The following is a 15,530-nucleotide window of genomic DNA, read 5'->3' on the forward strand; positions in this document are numbered from 1 at the left end:
CTCAGCTGGTTTTGCGCTTTGCCGGCGCCCGCCGCCGGCCGCCCTTCTTCTCCGGCGCGGCGGCGATGAGCTCCCGGCACTCGTCCAGGGTCAGGGACTCCGGTTCCCGCTCCTTGGGGATCTTCGCGTTCTTGCGCCCGTCGGTGATGTAGGGGCCGAAGCGCCCGCGCAATACCCGGATGCCCTCTTCCGGCCATTCCCGGATGGTGCGCTTGGCCTCGTTTTCCTTCTTCTCCGCGACCAGCTCCAGGGCCCGTTCCCGGGTGATGGTGTAGGGATCGTCGTCTTTCTTCAGGGAGGCAAACTTGTTGCCGAAGCGCACGTAGGGTCCGAACCGGCCGATGTTGACCTGCATGGGCTCGCCCTCGGGGGTCTCGCCCATGTCCCGCGGCAGCTGGAACAGTGCCAGCGCTTCCTCGAGGGTGATGGTGTCGATGCTCTGCCCCGGGCGCAGGCTGGCGAAGCGGGGCTTCTCCTCGTCGTCGCGGGTTCCGATCTGCACGAACGGGCCGTAGCGGCCGAGTCGGGCCTGCACGGGGCGGCCGCTCTTCGGATCGGTGCCGAGCTCGCGGGCTTGCATCACCTCGGCGCGCGAGACGTTGGCCTTCTCCTCGACGCGCTCGTGGAACGGCTCCCAGAATTGCTGCAGCACCGGGATCCAGTCCCGTTCGCCCCGGGAGATGGCGTCGAGGTCGTCCTCGAGCCGGGCGGTGAAGTCGTAGTCCACGTAGCGGTCAAAGTGCTCGGTGAGGAACTTCGCCACCACCCGGCCGGTGTCGGTGGGCCGGAAGCGGCGGTTGTCGAGCTCCACGTAGCCGCGCTGCTGCAGCGTGGAGATGATGCTGGCATACGTGGACGGCCGGCCGATGCCCCGTTCCTCCAGCGCACGCACCAGCGAGGCCTCGCTGTAGCGCGGTGGCGGCTCGGTGAAGTGTTGCTCGGGGCGGATGGCCTTGAGGGTGACCTCGTCGCCCTCGGCCATCGCTGGCAGGATGCGTTCCCGGTTGTCCGCGCCCTCCTGGTTATCGTCGCTGCCCTCCATGTACACGGTCATGAAGCCCGGGTCGCGGATGGTGGAGCCGGTGGCGCGGAAGACGCCGACGTCACCGGCGGCCAGGTCCACGGAGACCGTGTCGATGGTGGCATGGATCATCTGGCAGGCCACCGAGCGTTTCCAGATCAGGTCATAGAGCCGGTACTGGTCCTCGCTGAGGTGCGCCTTCAGGTCCTCCGGGTGGCGTCCCGCTTCCGTGGGCCGGATGCCCTCGTGGGCCTCCTGGGCGTTCTTGGCGCGGGTGCGGTACTGGTTGGGCTTGTCCGGCAGCATCCGCTCGCCGTAGCGCTCGGCGATCACCCCGCGGAGGTTGCCGATGGCCTCCTCGGAGAGGTTGACCGAGTCGGTACGCATGTAGGTGATCAGCCCGATGGCGCCGCTGCCCGTGTCCACGCCCTCGTAGAGCTGTTGGGCGACGCGCATGGTTCGCTGGGCGGAGAAACGGAGCTTGCGTGCCGCCTCCTGCTGCAGCGTCGAGGTGATGAACGGCGCCGCCGGATTCCGCCGGCGCTGCTTCTTCTCCACCTTGGAGACCGTGAGCCGGCCGCCGGCCGCCTCCTCGAGCCGCCGCGTCGCCCGGGTGGCCTGCTCCTCGGTGGTGATGCTGAACTGCTCGACCTTCTCGCCGTCGAGGCGGGCGAGCCGGCCGGTGAAGGCCTGTTCGTCGTGCGCCAGATCGGACTCGATGCTCCAGTATTCCTGGGGCTCGAAGGCCTCGATCTCCTGCTCGCGCTCGACGATCATCCGCAGCGCCGGGCTCTGGACCCGGCCCGCGGAGAGCCCGCGGGTGATCTTGCGCCACAGTAGCGGCGAGAGGTTGAAGCCCACCAGGTAGTCCAGCGCCCGGCGCGCCTGCTGGGCGTTTACCAGGTCCTCGGAGAGCCCGCGCGGATGGGCGATGGCCTCCTGGATGGCGGGCTTGGTGATCTCGTAGAACACCACCCGGTGGACGGGCTTGTCGTCGAGCACGCCCTTGTCGCGGAGCAGCTCGTAGAGATGCCAGGAGATGGCCTCGCCCTCGCGGTCCGGGTCGGTGGCGAGGTAGATGGCGTCCACCTTGCGGGCCGCCTTGGCGATGGCCTCCACGTGCTTGGCGTTGCGCTCGATGGTCTGGTAGCGCATCGCGAAGTCGTGCTCCGGATCCACCGCCCCCTCCTTGGGGATGAGGTCACGCACATGGCCGTAGGAGGCGAGGACCTGGAAGTCCTTGCCGAGGTACTTTTCGATGGTGCGTGCCTTCGCCGGGGACTCGACGATGACCAGGTTTTTTCCCATACGAATATAGTCTCCGGTGTGCCCGGTGACCCCTGAACGAGTGTGCAAGACGGTCAGCCCGGGTGCACCCCGGAAACTAACGGCGCGGAATCGGTTGTCAATGCCCCCGGCGTCAGTGGATCAGCTGGTTCGGCCCATCGAAGACCAGGTTCTCCATGCTGGCGAAGGCCTCTTCCTCTCCCGGCTGGCTGAACAGGACCATCAGCACCACCCACTTGAGGGTGTCCAGGTCGATCTCCTCGTCGCCCAGGGCCATGACCCGGTCGATGACCAGCTCGCGGCTGTGGGGGGCAAGGATGCCCACCTGCTCGAGATAAAGCAAAAACCCCCGCATCTCGGTGTCCAGGCGCTCCTGCTCCCGGGGGGCGAACACCCGGACACATCGACTGGCGTTCGTGGCTACGGCGGGCAGATCGCGGCTGTTGGCGAGCTCGTCGAGCCAGTCGAAGGCCTTGCGGATCTCGGAGCGACTGAAGCCGATGTCGGTGAGCTCGGAGGTCAGGGAGTCCCGGTCGGGTTGGGGTTCGTCTTCGTTATAGAAGTAGTTCTCGAACAGATACATCAGGAGGTCGAAGACGTTCTCTTTCATCCGCACGCTCGGCGAGGCTGTCAGGAAGTGGTTCCGCTCAGTGGCTGCGTGCGTACCGCCCGCCGGCACAGGCGATGACATGCCCTCTGAGCTCGAGTATCAGCAGCATGGAGGAAAGCGTATCGGCCGTCAATCCGGTGCGCTCGGTGAGGACATCGAAGGCCACGGGGTCGTATTCCAGGGCGTCTAGCACCGTTGCGTAGTCGTCGCCGAGGGGCTCGGCCCCGGACCCCTCCTCCGAAGCCCCCTCGCGCGTGGCCGGTGTCGCGGATGGCGTGACCGCCATCGGGGGTAGTTCCTCGAAGACGTCCCCGGCCGATTCCACCAGCTTGGCCCCGGCCCGGATCAGGGCATGGCAGCCCCGGGCCAGCGGGTTGTGAATGGAGCCGGGAACGGCGAAGACCTCCCGGTTCTGGTCCAGGGCGTGGCGTGCGGTGAGCAGGGAGCCGCTGTGCATCCCCGCCTCTACCACCAGCACGCCGAGGGCGAGTCCGCTGATCAGGCGATTGCGGCGCGGGAACTGTTCGCGGCGTACGCCGGTGCCGGTGGGCAACTCGGTGACCACGGCGCCGTTGGCGGCGATCTCCCGGGCTAGGTCGCGATGGCGGGCGGGGTAGGTGCGGTCGGCACCGGTGGCGGTGACCGCCACCGTCGCCCCGCCGCCGGCCAGGGCCCCGCGATGGGCCGCCGCGTCGATGCCCAACGCCAGGCCGCTGGTGATCACCAGGCCGCATTCCGCCAGGTAGCGGGCGAACTCCCGGGCGTTGTCGCTGCCCGAGTGGGTGGGTTTGCGGCTGCCCACCACGGCGAGTTGCGGACGTCGAAGCACCGTGGGGTCACCGACCACGAACAGCAGCGGCGGCGCGTCGGCGATGCTCGCCAACTGTTCCGGGTAGGCGGGGTCCGAACGGGTGATCAGGTGATGGTCGTCGGCGGCGGCCAGCCAGGCCAAGTCCGAGCGCACCCCCGGGTCGTCCACCCCTGGCACGCCGTCGCGCAGGGCGGGGTTGAACCCACGCGCCCGGAGCTCGGAGGCCTCCGCGTCCAGGTAGGCCGCCGGGGAGGCGAAGGCGTCGAGCACGGTGGCGTAGGTGGCCGGCCCTATCCCGGGGGTGCGGAGCAGCCGCAACCAGGCCGCCAGGGCAGCGGTGTCAGGGGTTGCGGACGGCATCGCCGACGCTGATAGCCCGCGTCGCCTCCATGATCAGCCCCAGGCTCATCCGCTCGAAGGTGCGGAACACCAAGAGCGTGCCCTCGCGCTCGGGGGGCAGGGCCACGGGCTCGTCCGTCTTCGGGTCGCTGACCACCCGCTCTTCCTCGTAGACGGAAAGGACATGACCACTGGCGAGCCCCTGCGCCTCGCCCCGGTTGATGGCCACGACGTCGTACTGGCCGATCTGGTTGACGCCGTCCAGCACGGTCATGATGACGCCGTCGATCTCCTGCTCCGGTGCCCGCGGCATCATGCGGCTGTCCAGGGCCTCGTCGCTGGCGGGGAGTACCAGGTCCCGGGAGAGGATCTCGCGGTTGCTGCTGGTCAGCATCAGGGTGGCCGGATCGCCGTGCTCGTCGAGCTGGGCGCTGCCGAGCCGCCGGGCCAGCACGCCGAGCACGTCCCCGGATTCGGGGTCGGTGAAGGTCTGTTCGCGCCGGACCACATCCCAGTGTTGCCCGCCGCTTTCTGGGATGCCCCGGACATAGACCCGGTCGCCGGTGGCGCTCATGACCCGCTCGTCCCGGCCCGCGACCACATAGGCGGCGTCGTCGAGGGCTTCCGGCTCGACGATTCGGTCCCCGCTGAGGAACGGCCGGATCTCTTCGAGGGGGATGGTCGGTATGGCGTCGTCGAGCTCCTCGACCCGGACCTTGGGGGAGAGCTTCACCGTCCCGCCGCCGCGTTCGGCGGTCAGTCGCGGCTCACCGTCGACGATGGCCAGCCGGATGACGTCACCGGGATAGATCAGGTGCGGGTTGTCGATCTCGGGGTTCTCGTGCCAGATCTCCGGCCAGTACCACGGCTTGGTGAGGAAACGGCTGGCGATGTCCCAGAGGGTGTCGCCGGGCTGCACGGTATAACGGGTGGGGTGCCCGTCACGCAGTGACGAATCCTGGGCGGCCGCCACTGCGGATACGACGAGCGCGACGAACCAGCCCCACAGGAGGGTTTTTTTGAGCATGGGCAATCCCTGTATAGGCGCCGGCAGGTGGCCGCCTACGACCGCCATTCGTTATGATATTAGTAACGAAGGCTACACTAGCAGCCCATCCATCTGGGCCGCAACGGAATCGCAGACATGGCGAGACTCGAGATCCTCCATTATCCCAACCCGCGGCTGCGCACGGTCGCGCGCCCCGTTGAGCGCGTGGATGCACGCATCGTGCGGCTCATCGACGACATGCTGGAGACCATGTACACCGCCCCGGGGATCGGGCTGGCGGCCACCCAGGTCAACGTCCATGAGCGGGTGATCGTCATCGACATCTCCGAGGACCGGGACAGCCCGGTGGTGCTGGTCAACCCCCGGATCACCGAGCGTGACGGCGAGACCGTGGGCGAGGAGGGCTGCCTGTCGGTGCCCGAGTACTTCGAGGCGGTCCGCCGCAGTGAGCGGGTTACCGTGGAGGCCTTGGGGCGTGACGGGGAGCCGTTCTCCCTGGAGGCCGAGGGGCTGCTCGCGGTCTGCATCCAGCACGAGATGGATCACCTCGAGGGCCGGTTGTTCGTGGATTACCTCTCCGAGCTCAAACGCAAGCGCCTGCGCCGGCGGATGGACAAGCTTGCCCGCCAGCAGGGTGGGGTGGCCGCCGCCACCGAGGCGGTCTAAGCCGGATGGTGGCGCCGCTGCGCATTGCCTTCGCCGGTACCCCCGATTTCGCCGTCCCCGCCCTGAACGCCTTGCTGGACGCGGGTCATGAGGTGGCCGCGGTCTACACCCAGCCGGATCGCCCCGCCGGCCGTGGCCGGCGTCTGCGCCCCTCGCCGGTGAAAGCGGCGGCGGAGCGCGCCGGCCTTCCCGTGCGCCAGCCGCTTTCCCTGCGCAATGCCAGCGAGCGGGAGACGCTGGCCGCACTGGCCCCGGACGTCATGGTGGTGGTGGCCTACGGGTTGATCCTGCCCGCCTCGGTCCTGGGGATCCCGCGCCATGGGTGCCTCAACATCCATGCCTCGCTGCTGCCGCGCTGGCGGGGGGCGGCGCCCATCCAGCGGGCCCTGCTCGCCGGTGACGAGCGCACCGGCGTATGCATCATGCGCATGAGCACCGGGCTGGATACCGGGCCGGTGATCGCCTGCGAGGACACGCCCATCCGCGACGACGACACCGGCGGCAGCCTCCATGACCGCCTCGCCGCCATGGGCGCGGAGCTGATCGCGCCCGCCCTGGAGGGTTGGGTCCGTGGTGAGCTCGCCGAGCGGCCCCAGCCCGAGCAGGGTGTGACCTACGCGGACAAGCTCAGCATGGACGAGACCCGGGTGGACTGGAACGAGACGGCCACCGCCATCGAGCGCCGGATCCGTGCCTTCGACCCTTGGCCGGTGGCCCGGACGCGTTATCGGGACACAGAGCTCCGCTTATGGCGGGCCCGGGTCCTGCCGGGCCCGGCGCAGGGTACCGCCGGCCAGGTGGTTTCCGCCAGTGGTGAGGGCATCGACGTCGCCACCGGGGAGGGGGTGCTGCGCCTCGAGGAGCTCCAGCTCGCCGGCCGACGCCGTCAGGACGTGGCGAGCTTCCTCAACGGTTTCAGGCTGGTGGTCGGTGAACACCTCGGTTGAGCCGGGGGCGGCGGCGCGCCAAGCCGCCACGCGGGCCGTGGCGGCGGTGGTCCATGGGGGGCGCTCGCTCAGCGACGCCCTCCCGGAGGCGGAGGCCGGGCTTGCCGGCACCGACCGCGCCCTGATCCGGGAGCTCGCCTACGGTGCGCTGCGTTGGTACGGCCGCCTGCAGGCGGTCACCGCGGAGCTGCTCGCCCGTCCGCTCCGGCCCCGCGACCGCATCCTCGAGCCGTTGCTGGTGGTGGGCTGCTATCAGCTCGCCTTCACCCGTATCCCGGCGCATGCGGCGGTCTCCGCCACCGTGGCAGCGGCCGGCGCCCTGGGCCGGCCGCGGGCGCGGGGCCTGGTCAACGGCTGTCTGCGACGCTTCCAGCGCGAGGCGTCGGAGCTCCTCCAGCGTGTCGACCGGGAGCCAGCGACCGCCGCCGCCCTCCCGAAGTGGCTCTACCGTGCCATCGCCGACGACTGGCCGGCGGAGCGGGGGGCGGTGATCAGGGCGCTGCTCGAGCGCCCACCTATGACCCTGCGGGTCAACCGCCGGGCGAGGACGGTCGCCGCCTATAGCCAGGAGCTGGCCACGGCCGGCCTGACCGCGCGTCCGGTCCCCGGTGTCCCCGACGCCCTGACCCTGGACCGACCGGTGGCCGTCACCGATCTTCCCGGGTTCCGGGAAGGCCAGGTCTCCGTGCAGGACGCCGCCGCGCAGCTCGCCGCCGATCAGCTCGCCGCCGGGCCGGGCATGCGGGTGCTCGATGCCTGCGCCGCCCCCGGTGGCAAGACCGCCCATCTCCTGGAGCGTCATCCGGACCTCTCGGTAGTCGCCCTCGATAACGATCCCGGGCGGCTGGCGCGCATGGCCGAAGGCCTGGAACGCCTGGGCCTGGAGGCGGAAGTGCTCCGCGGTGACGCCGGCGACCCGGGGGGCTGGTGGGACGGGCGCCCCTTCGAGCGCATCCTGCTGGACGCGCCGTGCTCGGCGACCGGCGTCATCCGCCGTCATCCGGATATCAAGTGGCTCCGCCGGGCGGCCGACATCCCCACGCTGGCCGAGGGCCAGGCCCGCCTGCTGCGCGCGCTCTGGCCTGTACTGGCGCCCGGTGGCAGGCTGGTCTATGCCACCTGTTCGCTGCTCCGTGCCGAAAACGAGGCGGTGACGGCGCCGTTCGTCGCGGCCCATGATGACGTGTCGGTATCGGAGCCGGCGCTGCCGGCCGGGCGGGCCACGGGCGTGGGCGCCCAGATCCTCCCCGGGGAAGCGGAGATGGACGGATTCTACTACGCGTGTCTCACCAAGCACTGAGCCGGTACTGGCCGGGTGCCCTCTGCGCGCTGCTGCTGTGCCTCCTGGCGGGGTCGGTGGCCGCGGAGGACGGCTACGTCCGTATCGTCGACGGGGAGGTCGGGCTTCGTGAGGGCGTCTGGGAGCTCGATGCCCGAATCGACTATCGCCTAAGTGATGCCGCCCGGGAGGCCCTGGAGAACGGCGTGGCCCTGGAGATGCGGCTGGATATCAAGGTCGTGCGCCCGGCCTGGATCTGGTGGGAAACGACCGTCGCCGAGCTCACCCAGCGCTACCGCATCCAGTATCACGCCCTGAGCGAGCGCTACGTCCTGGTCTGGGTCAACAGCGGCGAGTCGCGCAGCTTTCGCAGCCTGTCGGCGCTTCGGCAGGCCCTGGGGCGGGTGGAGGGGCTGCCGGTGATCGACGCCGGCCTGCTGGGGGCGGGCACGCGCTATACGGTGGCGGCGCGGGCCGGATTGGATACCGAAGCGCTGCCCCGGCCGCTGCGCTCCATGGCCTACCTGTCGCCCCAGTGGCAGCTCGAGAGCGAGTGGAAGCGATGGCGGCTGCACGACGACGCCTAGGGTGGCTCCGCAGCGAAGGGTTCCTGCGGCTGCTGTTGTGCGTGGTCTTGCTGGCCTCGCTGTATCTGCTCAACGCCGCCACCGAGAACTCCGCGATCTTCGGCCAGTTGTACCTGTGGCTGCTAGTGTTCAACGGCCTGGCGCTGGTGGCGTTGGTGACAGTGATCGCCCTCAACATCCGGCGGCTGGTGCGCTCGCTGCGCGCGGAGCGGCCAGGCAGCCGGCTCACCGGGCGGATCATGGTGCTGTTCGCCCTGCTGGCGGTGGTGCCTGGCCTGGTGGTCTACGCCTTCTCCATGCAATTCCTGCGCAGCGGCATCGACAGCTGGTTCGATGTGCGCGTCGAGGATGCCCTCGACGACGCCCTCAAGCTCTCCCAGGCCTCCCTGGATCTGCGCATGCGCGACATGCTCAAGCGGGTGCAGAATGCCGCCGGTGAGCTGGCGACGGCCCCCGAGGGGGGAATCACTTTCACCGTCGACGACCTGCGCTCGCGAATGAACGCCGCCGAGCTGACCCTGTTCGGCAGCAATGGCCGTATCGTCGCCTCCAGCACCCGGGAGACCGAGGGCATACTGCCCAATCGCCCGGAAGAGGAGATCCTCCTGCAGCTGCGCCAGGGCCGCCCCTATGTGGGCCTGGATCCCATCGAGGGCAGTGGGTTGAACATCCGGGCCGCGGTGCCGGCGCCCAATCCGGAGCAACCCCAGAACGCGCGTTTCCTGCAGGCGCTGTTCCCCATGTCGCCGCGGCTCGACGAGCTGGCCACCAATGTCCAGGACGCCTTCGCCCAGTACCGGGAACTGGCCTATCTGCGCGGGCCGCTGAAGGACAGCTTCATCCTCACCTTGTCGCTGGTGTTGCTGATGTCACTGCTGTTCGCGGTGTGGTCGGCGTTCTACCTGGCCCGCCGGCTGGTCGCCCCCATCAGCCGCCTGGCCGAGGGCACCCGGGCGCTGGCTGAGGGCAATTACGGGACCCAGCTCCCCGACGGTGGCCGCGACGAGCTGGGCTTTCTGGTGCACTCGTTCAACGATATGAGCCGCCGGGTGGCGCAGGCCCGTGATGAGGCGCAGCGGGGGCAGATCCTCGCCGAGGCGCAGCGGGCCTACCTGGAGACCGTGCTCGGTAGGCTCTCCTCCGGGGTGCTGGCACTGGATCAGTACGGTTGCCTGCGCACCTACAACCAGGCGGCGGTGGACATCCTCTCGGTGCCCCTGGCGCAGGCCGTGGGTGGTCGGCTGCGTCTGCTCACCGCCAACCATCCCGGCTTCCTGCCCTTCGTGGAGCTGGTGGAGGCCCGTATCGCCGGCGGCGGTGCGGAGTGGCGGGAGGAGTTCAGCCTGGACACCGAGGAGGGCCGGCGAATGCTCATTTGCAGCGGCGCGGCCCTGCCCGGCGGCCGCACCGCCGGCGGCCATGTCATCGTGCTCGACGACGTCACCACCCTGATCCGGGCCCAGCGCGATGCCGCCTGGGGTGAGGTGGCCCGGCGCCTGGCCCACGAGATCCGCAATCCGCTGACGCCCATACAGCTGTCCGCCGAGCGTCTGCAGCACAAGCTCAGTGACCGTCTCGAGCCGGAGGCCGCGCAGATGCTCGAGCGCTCCACCCGTACCATCATCCAGCAGGTCGACGCCATGAAGGCCATGGTCAATGCCTTCTCGGAATACGCACGGCCCCCGCGGCTGAGCCTCACGGAGGTGGACCTCAACGCCCTGGTCCAGGATGTGGTGGAGCTGCACCGTTCGGAAACCGGCCGGGTGCGCTTCCAGCTCGATCTCGACGAGGCCCTGCCGCCGCTGCGCGCGGATCCCGGCCGGCTGCGCCAGCTGCTGAACAACCTAATCCGCAATGCCATGGAGGCCGCCGAGGGCGGAGGTCGGGATGAGGGCTGCCTGCTGCGCGTGAGCACCTGTGTCGGCAGCGGGCGCTACGAGGATATGGTGGAGCTCGCGGTCAACGACAACGGCCCGGGCTTCCCGGAGGAGGTGCTCGACCAGCTCTTCGAGCCCTACGTGACCACTAAGCCCCGCGGTACCGGGCTGGGCCTGGCGATCGTCAAGAAGATCGTGGAGGAACATAATGGGCTGATCGCGGCTCGCAACCTGCCCGACGGTGCCCGGATCACGGTCCGCCTGCCGGTGGCGGAATCGCTGGCACCGCAGCGATGGAACGATGTCGAGGAGAGACGATGAGCGATGCCAGCGTGCTGGTGGTGGACGACGAGCCCGATATCCGGGAGCTGGTCCGCGAGATTCTGGCCGACGAGGGATACCGGGTGACCACGGCGGCCAGCGCCGCCGAGGCGAGGGCGGCGCTGGCCGAACAGCGCCCCGATCTCGCGCTGCTGGACATCTGGATGCCCGAGGAGGACGGCATCTCCCTGCTCAAGGAATGGGTCCAGGCCGATGGGCCGGCGTTCCCGGTGGTGATGATCTCCGGTCACGGCACCGTGGAGACGGCGGTGGAGGCGACCCGGCTCGGTGCCGTGGACTTCATCGAGAAACCGCTGTCCATGGGCAAGCTCCTCGCCACCGTGGAGGAGGCCCTGGCGGCCCATGCACCGGCCCCCGGGGCCGAGGCCGCCGCGCCGGCGGTGGTTCCGGTGGGCCGGAGTCAGGCCATGACCCGGCTGCGCGAGCAGGCCAAGCGCCTTGCCGACGCGCGCTCGCCGGTGCTGGTCACCGGGGAGTCCGGCAGCGGGCGTAAGACCTTCGCTCGCTATATGCATGGCCTCGCCGCGCAGCCGGGACCCCTGGTGGAGCTGGTGGTGGGCAATGTCGCGGACGGCTCGCTCACCGAGACGCTGCTCGGCCGGCAGGGCGGCGGCCCCGGCCGGCTGGAGGCGGCGGCGGGGGGCACCCTGGTCGTCGACGAGGTCGATGAGCTGGACGATGCCGCCCAGGCCCATCTGGCCGCGGCGCTGGAGGGGCAGCGCTTCCAGCGGGTCGGCGGCAGTGAGGCGCTGCCCCTGCGCTGCCGGGTGGCGGCCGTCGCCGGGGCGGAGCTGGAGGCCGCGGTGCGCGCCGGGCAGTTCCGTGAGGACCTCTTCTACCAGCTCAACGTGGTGCCGGTGACCATCCCGCCGCTTCGCGATCACGTGGAGGATATACCCGAGCTGGTGAGCTTCTTCGTCGATGACCTGGTCGAGCGCGAGGGGCTGGTCTACCGGCGGTTCACCGTCGCCGCTCAGAACCGGCTGCGCAACCATACCTGGCCGGGCAACGTTCGCGAGCTGCGCAACCTCGTCCAGCGCCTGCTGCTATTGGGGGAGGGGCGGGACATCGACGTCGACGAGGTGGACCGCGTGCTGGCGGACAACGCCCATCCCGGCGATCCCGGACGGGCCGCCGAGCTATGGCTGGATCTGCCCCTGCGGGAGGCCCGGGAGGCCTTCGAGCGCGCCTACCTGCAGCGCCAGCTCCGGCGCGCCGAGGGCAGCGTCGCCCAGCTGGCCCGGCTGACGGGGATGGAACGCACCCACCTCTACCGCAAGCTCCGGGCCCTCGGCATCGACCCGAGGGAGGCCGGCTGATGAAGATCATCATCCTCGGTGCCGGCCAGGTCGGGAGCACCGTCGCCCAGAACCTGGCGCGGGAGGACAACGACATCACCGTCGTCGACGTCGACCCCGGTGTGCTCCAGGAGCTCCAGGACCGCCTCGATCTGCGCACGGTCACCGGCAGCGCCACCTATCCGGACGTCCTTGCCCGCGCCGGCGTCGACGATGCCGACATGATCATCGCAGTGACGGACTCCGACGAGGCGAACATGGTGGCCTGCCAGGTGGCGGACACGCTGTTCAACACCCCCACCAAGATCGCCCGGGTGCGTGCGGTGGAGTACCTGGCCTGCCCGCAGCTGTTCTCGCCGGACGCCCTGCCCATCGACGTCATCATCAGCCCCGAGCAGCTGGTCACCCAGTACGTGCGCCGGTTGATCGAGCACCCGGGGGCGCTGCAAGTGCTGGATTTCGCCGGCGGCAAGGTCCGGCTGGTGGCGGTGCGGGCCTACTACGGCGGCCCCCTGGTCGGCCAGGAGCTCAAGGCGCTGCGCGAGCACATGCCCAACGTCGACGCCCGGGTGGCGGCGATCTTCCGCCGCGGCCGCGCCATCATCCCCGAGGGCGACACCGTGATCGAGGCCGGCGACGAGGTCTTCTTCGTGGCTGCGCGCAAGAACATCCGCGCCATCATGGGTGAGCTGCGCCGCCTGGAGAAACCGGTCAAGCGCCTGATGCTCGCCGGCGGCGGTAACATCGGCACGCGGCTGGCCCAGTCCCTGGAGGGTCGGTTCCAGACCAAGATCATCGAGCGCAACCCGCGGCGCTGCCGGCTGATCTCCGAGCTGCTGCAGAAGACCATCGTCCTGCGCGGCGATGCCGCCGACGAGGATCTGCTGCTCGAGGAGAATATCGAGAACACCGACGTCTTCTGCGCCCTGACCAACGATGACGAGGCGAACATCCTCTCCGCGATGCTGGCCAAGCGCCTGGGGGCGCGCACGGTGATGGCGCTGATCAACCGGCCCGCCTACGTGGATCTCATCCAGTCCAGCGAGGATATCGACGTGGCCATCTCGCCACAGCATGCCACCATCGGCAGCCTCCTGGCCCACATCCGCCGCGGTGACGTGGTCAACGTCTACAGCCTCCGGCGCGGCGCGGCCGAGGCCATCGAGGCCATCGCCCACGGCGACGCGCGCAGCTCTTCGGTGGTGGGCAAGCGGATCGACCAGATCCGCCTGCCCCGGGGGACCACCATCGGTGCCATCGTGCGCGGCGACGCAGTGATCATGGCCCACCATGACACCGTCATCGAGCCCGAGGATCACGTCATCCTGTTCCTGGTGGACAAGAGCCGGCTCGCCGACGTCGAGAAACTCTTCCAGGTCGCCGTGACCTTTATCTGAGCGCCGGGCGCCCATGCGATTCGATGCCGTACAACGGATCCTCGGGGTCCTGCTGATGGTCTTCAGCCTTACCATGCTGCCGCCGGCGCTGCTGTCGCTGGTGACCGGTGACGGCGCCCATACCGCCTTCCTCGTGACAACTGGCCTGTTGGTGCTGCTGGGCTTCGCCCTGTGGCTGCCGGTGCGCAAGCTCCGCCGGGAGCTGCGCATCCGCGACGGCTTCTTTATCGTGGCCATGTTCTGGGTGGTCCTCGGGGTCTCTGGCGCGGTGCCGTTCCTGCTCGAGAGCCGCACCGGCATGGGCCTGGCGGACGCGGTCTTCGAGAGCATCTCCGGGCTGACCACTACCGGTGCGACGGTGCTCACCGGCATCGACGAGCTGCCGCTGTCCATCCGCTACTACCGTCAGCAGCTGCAGTGGCTCGGCGGCATGGGCATCATCGTGCTGGCCGTCGCCATCCTGCCCATGCTCGGCATCGGCGGGATGCAGCTCTACCGCGCCGAGCTGCCGGGGCCGGTCAAGGACGCCAAGCTCACGCCGCGCATCACCGAGACCGCGAAGGCGCTGTGGTACATCTACCTCAGCCTCACCGTTGTCTGCGCGGTGGCCTACTGGATCGCCGGCATGGATGCCTTCGACGCCATCAGCCACGCCTTCACCACCGTGGCCACCGGCGGCTTCTCCACCCACGACGCGAGCATGGGGCATTTCGATAGTATCGCCATCGAGCTCATCGCCGTGGTGTTCATGTTCGTCTCGGCGATCAACTATTCCCTGCACTTCCTGGTCTGGCGTTGGCGCAGCGTCGACCCGTGGGTGCGCGACCCGGAGCTGCGCTTCTACGTGGGCATAGTGCTCACCGCGCTGGTGCTGATCACCGGCGGGCTGTATCTCTATGAGGCGAGCCTGGGGATCGAGAACCCGGATATGTGGCACCACGCCCTGTTCCAGGTGACGTCTTTCGCCACCACCACCGGTTACACCACCACCGCCTACCACGTCTGGCCGGCGTTCCTGCCCGTGCTCCTGTTGTTCCTCTCGTTCATCGGTGGCTGCGGCAGCTCCACCTCCGGCGGCATCAAGGTGGTACGCGTGCTACTGCTGCTGCGCCAGGGTGGCCGCGAGATCCTGCGATTGATCCACCCCCAGGCGGTGCTTCGGGTCAAGCTCGGCGACAAGCCGGTCAGCGATCGCGTCACCGATGCCGTGTGGGGTTTTTTCGCGGCCTATGTGGCGCTGTTCACGGTGATCATGCTGAGCCTCATGGCCATGGGGCTGGATCAGATCACGGCCTTCTCCGCCACCGCCTCGGGCATGAACAACCTCGGCCCGGCCCTCGGGGATGTGGCGACCCATTTCGGCGACATGGGTGCCGGGGTCAAGCTGCTGATCTCCTTCGCCATGGTCCTCGGGCGGCTGGAGATCTTCACCCTGCTGGTGTTGTTCACGCCGGCGTTCTGGCGTCGATGACCGCAAGTCGCCGGGGGCGGCACGGGGACGGCGGGGTCTTTCGGGGAGACGTCGTGAATACATCGCTGTAGGCTTGGATGCCGCGTCCCTGCGGCATGCACTCCCCGAAAGACCCCGCCATCCCCGTCCGGTGTCCCTGTTGCCGTCCTGGCAGCCTTCGACCCACTTTAAAGCGGCGCCATTGGCCCGCATCCTATTGTCATGGACATCAATGCCCTGGAATCGATGATCGAGCAGGGGCGCGACAGCGCCATGCTGCGCCTGACCCTCGGTAACGCCTATGCCAAATCCGGTGATACCGCCGTGGCCCTGGAGCACCTGCGCGCGGCGGTGACCATGGATCCGGGGTATTCGGCGGCCTGGCGGGCCCTGGGTCGGCTGCAGGAGCGCGCCGGTGAGGGTGATCAGGCGCGGGAGAGTTATCGCCACGGGCTGGAGGCCGCCCGGGAGCGGGGCGACATTCAGGTGGTCCGCGAGCTGGAGGTACGGCTGCGCCGCCTCGGCGATCCGGGCGGCGGATGATTCCCGGTTGACTACACTTCGGGCATCGGCGGTGCGAGGCCGATAACGATGCCCCCGGCACTAGCAG

13 protein-coding genes are annotated in these 15,530 nt (G+C 69.2%); 9 read left to right on the forward strand and 4 right to left on the reverse strand.

Annotation, left to right across the window (positions count from 1 at the left end; translation table 11 throughout):
• Position 1: 1 nt before the first annotated feature.
• From ACQ754_RS09360 to ACQ754_RS09375, 4 genes are all read right to left on the reverse strand, one after another.
• Positions 2–2,329 (reverse strand): DNA topoisomerase I, encoded by a 2,328-nt coding sequence (locus ACQ754_RS09360; RefSeq protein WP_440996753.1) that lies wholly within the window; start codon positions 2,327–2,329, stop codon positions 2–4.
• Positions 2,330–2,441: 112 nt separating this feature from the next.
• Entirely contained in the window at positions 2,442–2,918 is a 477-nt protein-coding gene (locus tag ACQ754_RS09365; RefSeq protein ID WP_440996754.1) for a DUF494 family protein, read from the reverse strand.
• 37 nt (positions 2,919–2,955) lie between these two features.
• Positions 2,956–4,089, reverse strand: coding sequence for a DNA-processing protein DprA (gene dprA / locus ACQ754_RS09370; protein WP_440996755.1), 1,134 nt, complete (start codon positions 4,087–4,089; stop codon positions 2,956–2,958).
• On the reverse strand, positions 4,070–5,095 hold the full coding sequence (locus tag ACQ754_RS09375; protein ID WP_440996756.1) for a LysM peptidoglycan-binding domain-containing protein: 1,026 nt from the start codon (positions 5,093–5,095) through the stop codon (positions 4,070–4,072). Before ACQ754_RS09375 ends, dprA begins: the two co-directional genes overlap by 20 nt.
• A 117-nt stretch (positions 5,096–5,212) precedes the next feature.
• Between ACQ754_RS09375 and def the strand changes: the two genes are divergently transcribed.
• From def to ACQ754_RS09420, 9 genes are all read left to right on the forward strand, one after another.
• The gene (gene def, locus ACQ754_RS09380; protein ID WP_440996757.1) at positions 5,213–5,743 is read left to right on the forward strand and encodes a peptide deformylase; all 531 of its coding nucleotides are present in this window, start codon (positions 5,213–5,215) and stop codon (positions 5,741–5,743) included.
• 5 nt (positions 5,744–5,748) lie between these two features.
• Entirely contained in the window at positions 5,749–6,690 is a 942-nt protein-coding gene (fmt, locus tag ACQ754_RS09385) for a methionyl-tRNA formyltransferase (protein ID WP_440996758.1), read from the forward strand.
• Entirely contained in the window at positions 6,674–7,990 is a 1,317-nt protein-coding gene (gene rsmB / locus ACQ754_RS09390) for a 16S rRNA (cytosine(967)-C(5))-methyltransferase RsmB (RefSeq protein WP_440996759.1), read from the forward strand. The genes fmt and rsmB overlap by 17 nt, the downstream gene beginning before the upstream one ends.
• Entirely contained in the window at positions 7,972–8,556 is a 585-nt protein-coding gene (locus tag ACQ754_RS09395; RefSeq protein ID WP_440996760.1) for a DUF4390 domain-containing protein, read from the forward strand. Before rsmB ends, ACQ754_RS09395 begins: the two co-directional genes overlap by 19 nt.
• Positions 8,532–10,754 carry an ATP-binding protein gene (locus ACQ754_RS09400; RefSeq protein WP_440996761.1) on the forward strand — a complete coding sequence of 741 codons (2,223 nt, stop codon included), beginning with the start codon at positions 8,532–8,534 and terminating at the stop codon, positions 10,752–10,754. The genes ACQ754_RS09395 and ACQ754_RS09400 overlap by 25 nt, the downstream gene beginning before the upstream one ends.
• A complete protein-coding gene (locus ACQ754_RS09405) occupies positions 10,751–12,094 on the forward strand; it encodes a sigma-54-dependent transcriptional regulator (RefSeq protein ID WP_440996762.1) in 1,344 nt (447 codons plus the stop codon). The genes ACQ754_RS09400 and ACQ754_RS09405 overlap by 4 nt, the downstream gene beginning before the upstream one ends.
• Positions 12,094–13,470 (forward strand): Trk system potassium transporter TrkA, encoded by a 1,377-nt coding sequence (trkA, locus tag ACQ754_RS09410; RefSeq protein WP_440996763.1) that lies wholly within the window; start codon positions 12,094–12,096, stop codon positions 13,468–13,470. The genes ACQ754_RS09405 and trkA overlap by 1 nt, the downstream gene beginning before the upstream one ends.
• 13 nt (positions 13,471–13,483) lie before the next feature.
• Positions 13,484–14,941 carry a TrkH family potassium uptake protein gene (locus tag ACQ754_RS09415; RefSeq protein WP_440996764.1) on the forward strand — a complete coding sequence of 486 codons (1,458 nt, stop codon included), beginning with the start codon at positions 13,484–13,486 and terminating at the stop codon, positions 14,939–14,941.
• Between the two features lie 201 nt (positions 14,942–15,142).
• The gene (locus ACQ754_RS09420; protein WP_440996765.1) at positions 15,143–15,463 is read left to right on the forward strand and encodes a tetratricopeptide repeat protein; all 321 of its coding nucleotides are present in this window, start codon (positions 15,143–15,145) and stop codon (positions 15,461–15,463) included.
• The last annotated feature ends 67 nt before the right edge of the window (positions 15,464–15,530 follow it).

This window comes from Arhodomonas sp. SL1, assembly GCF_052060015.1.
In the GTDB taxonomy this organism is placed as follows: domain Bacteria; phylum Pseudomonadota; class Gammaproteobacteria; order Nitrococcales; family Nitrococcaceae; genus Arhodomonas.

What these genes read in the sequence shown, in the direction of transcription:
- ACQ754_RS09360 (WP_440996753.1), bottom strand. Translation starts at nt 2,329, where the DNA reads ATGGGAAAAAACCTGGTCATCGTCGAGTCCCCGGCGAAGGCACGCACC.
- ACQ754_RS09365 (WP_440996754.1), bottom strand. Translation starts at nt 2,918, where the DNA reads ATGAAAGAGAACGTCTTCGACCTCCTGATGTATCTGTTCGAGAACTAC.
- dprA (WP_440996755.1), bottom strand. Translation starts at nt 4,089, where the DNA reads ATGCCGTCCGCAACCCCTGACACCGCTGCCCTGGCGGCCTGGTTGCGG.
- ACQ754_RS09375 (WP_440996756.1), bottom strand. Translation starts at nt 5,095, where the DNA reads ATGCTCAAAAAAACCCTCCTGTGGGGCTGGTTCGTCGCGCTCGTCGTA.
- def (WP_440996757.1), top strand. Translation starts at nt 5,213, where the DNA reads ATGGCGAGACTCGAGATCCTCCATTATCCCAACCCGCGGCTGCGCACG.
- fmt (WP_440996758.1), top strand. Translation starts at nt 5,749, where the DNA reads ATGGTGGCGCCGCTGCGCATTGCCTTCGCCGGTACCCCCGATTTCGCC.
- ACQ754_RS09400 (WP_440996761.1), top strand. Translation starts at nt 8,532, where the DNA reads ATGGCGGCTGCACGACGACGCCTAGGGTGGCTCCGCAGCGAAGGGTTC.
- ACQ754_RS09405 (WP_440996762.1), top strand. Translation starts at nt 10,751, where the DNA reads ATGAGCGATGCCAGCGTGCTGGTGGTGGACGACGAGCCCGATATCCGG.
- trkA (WP_440996763.1), top strand. Translation starts at nt 12,094, where the DNA reads ATGAAGATCATCATCCTCGGTGCCGGCCAGGTCGGGAGCACCGTCGCC.
- ACQ754_RS09415 (WP_440996764.1), top strand. Translation starts at nt 13,484, where the DNA reads ATGCGATTCGATGCCGTACAACGGATCCTCGGGGTCCTGCTGATGGTC.
- ACQ754_RS09420 (WP_440996765.1), top strand. Translation starts at nt 15,143, where the DNA reads ATGGACATCAATGCCCTGGAATCGATGATCGAGCAGGGGCGCGACAGC.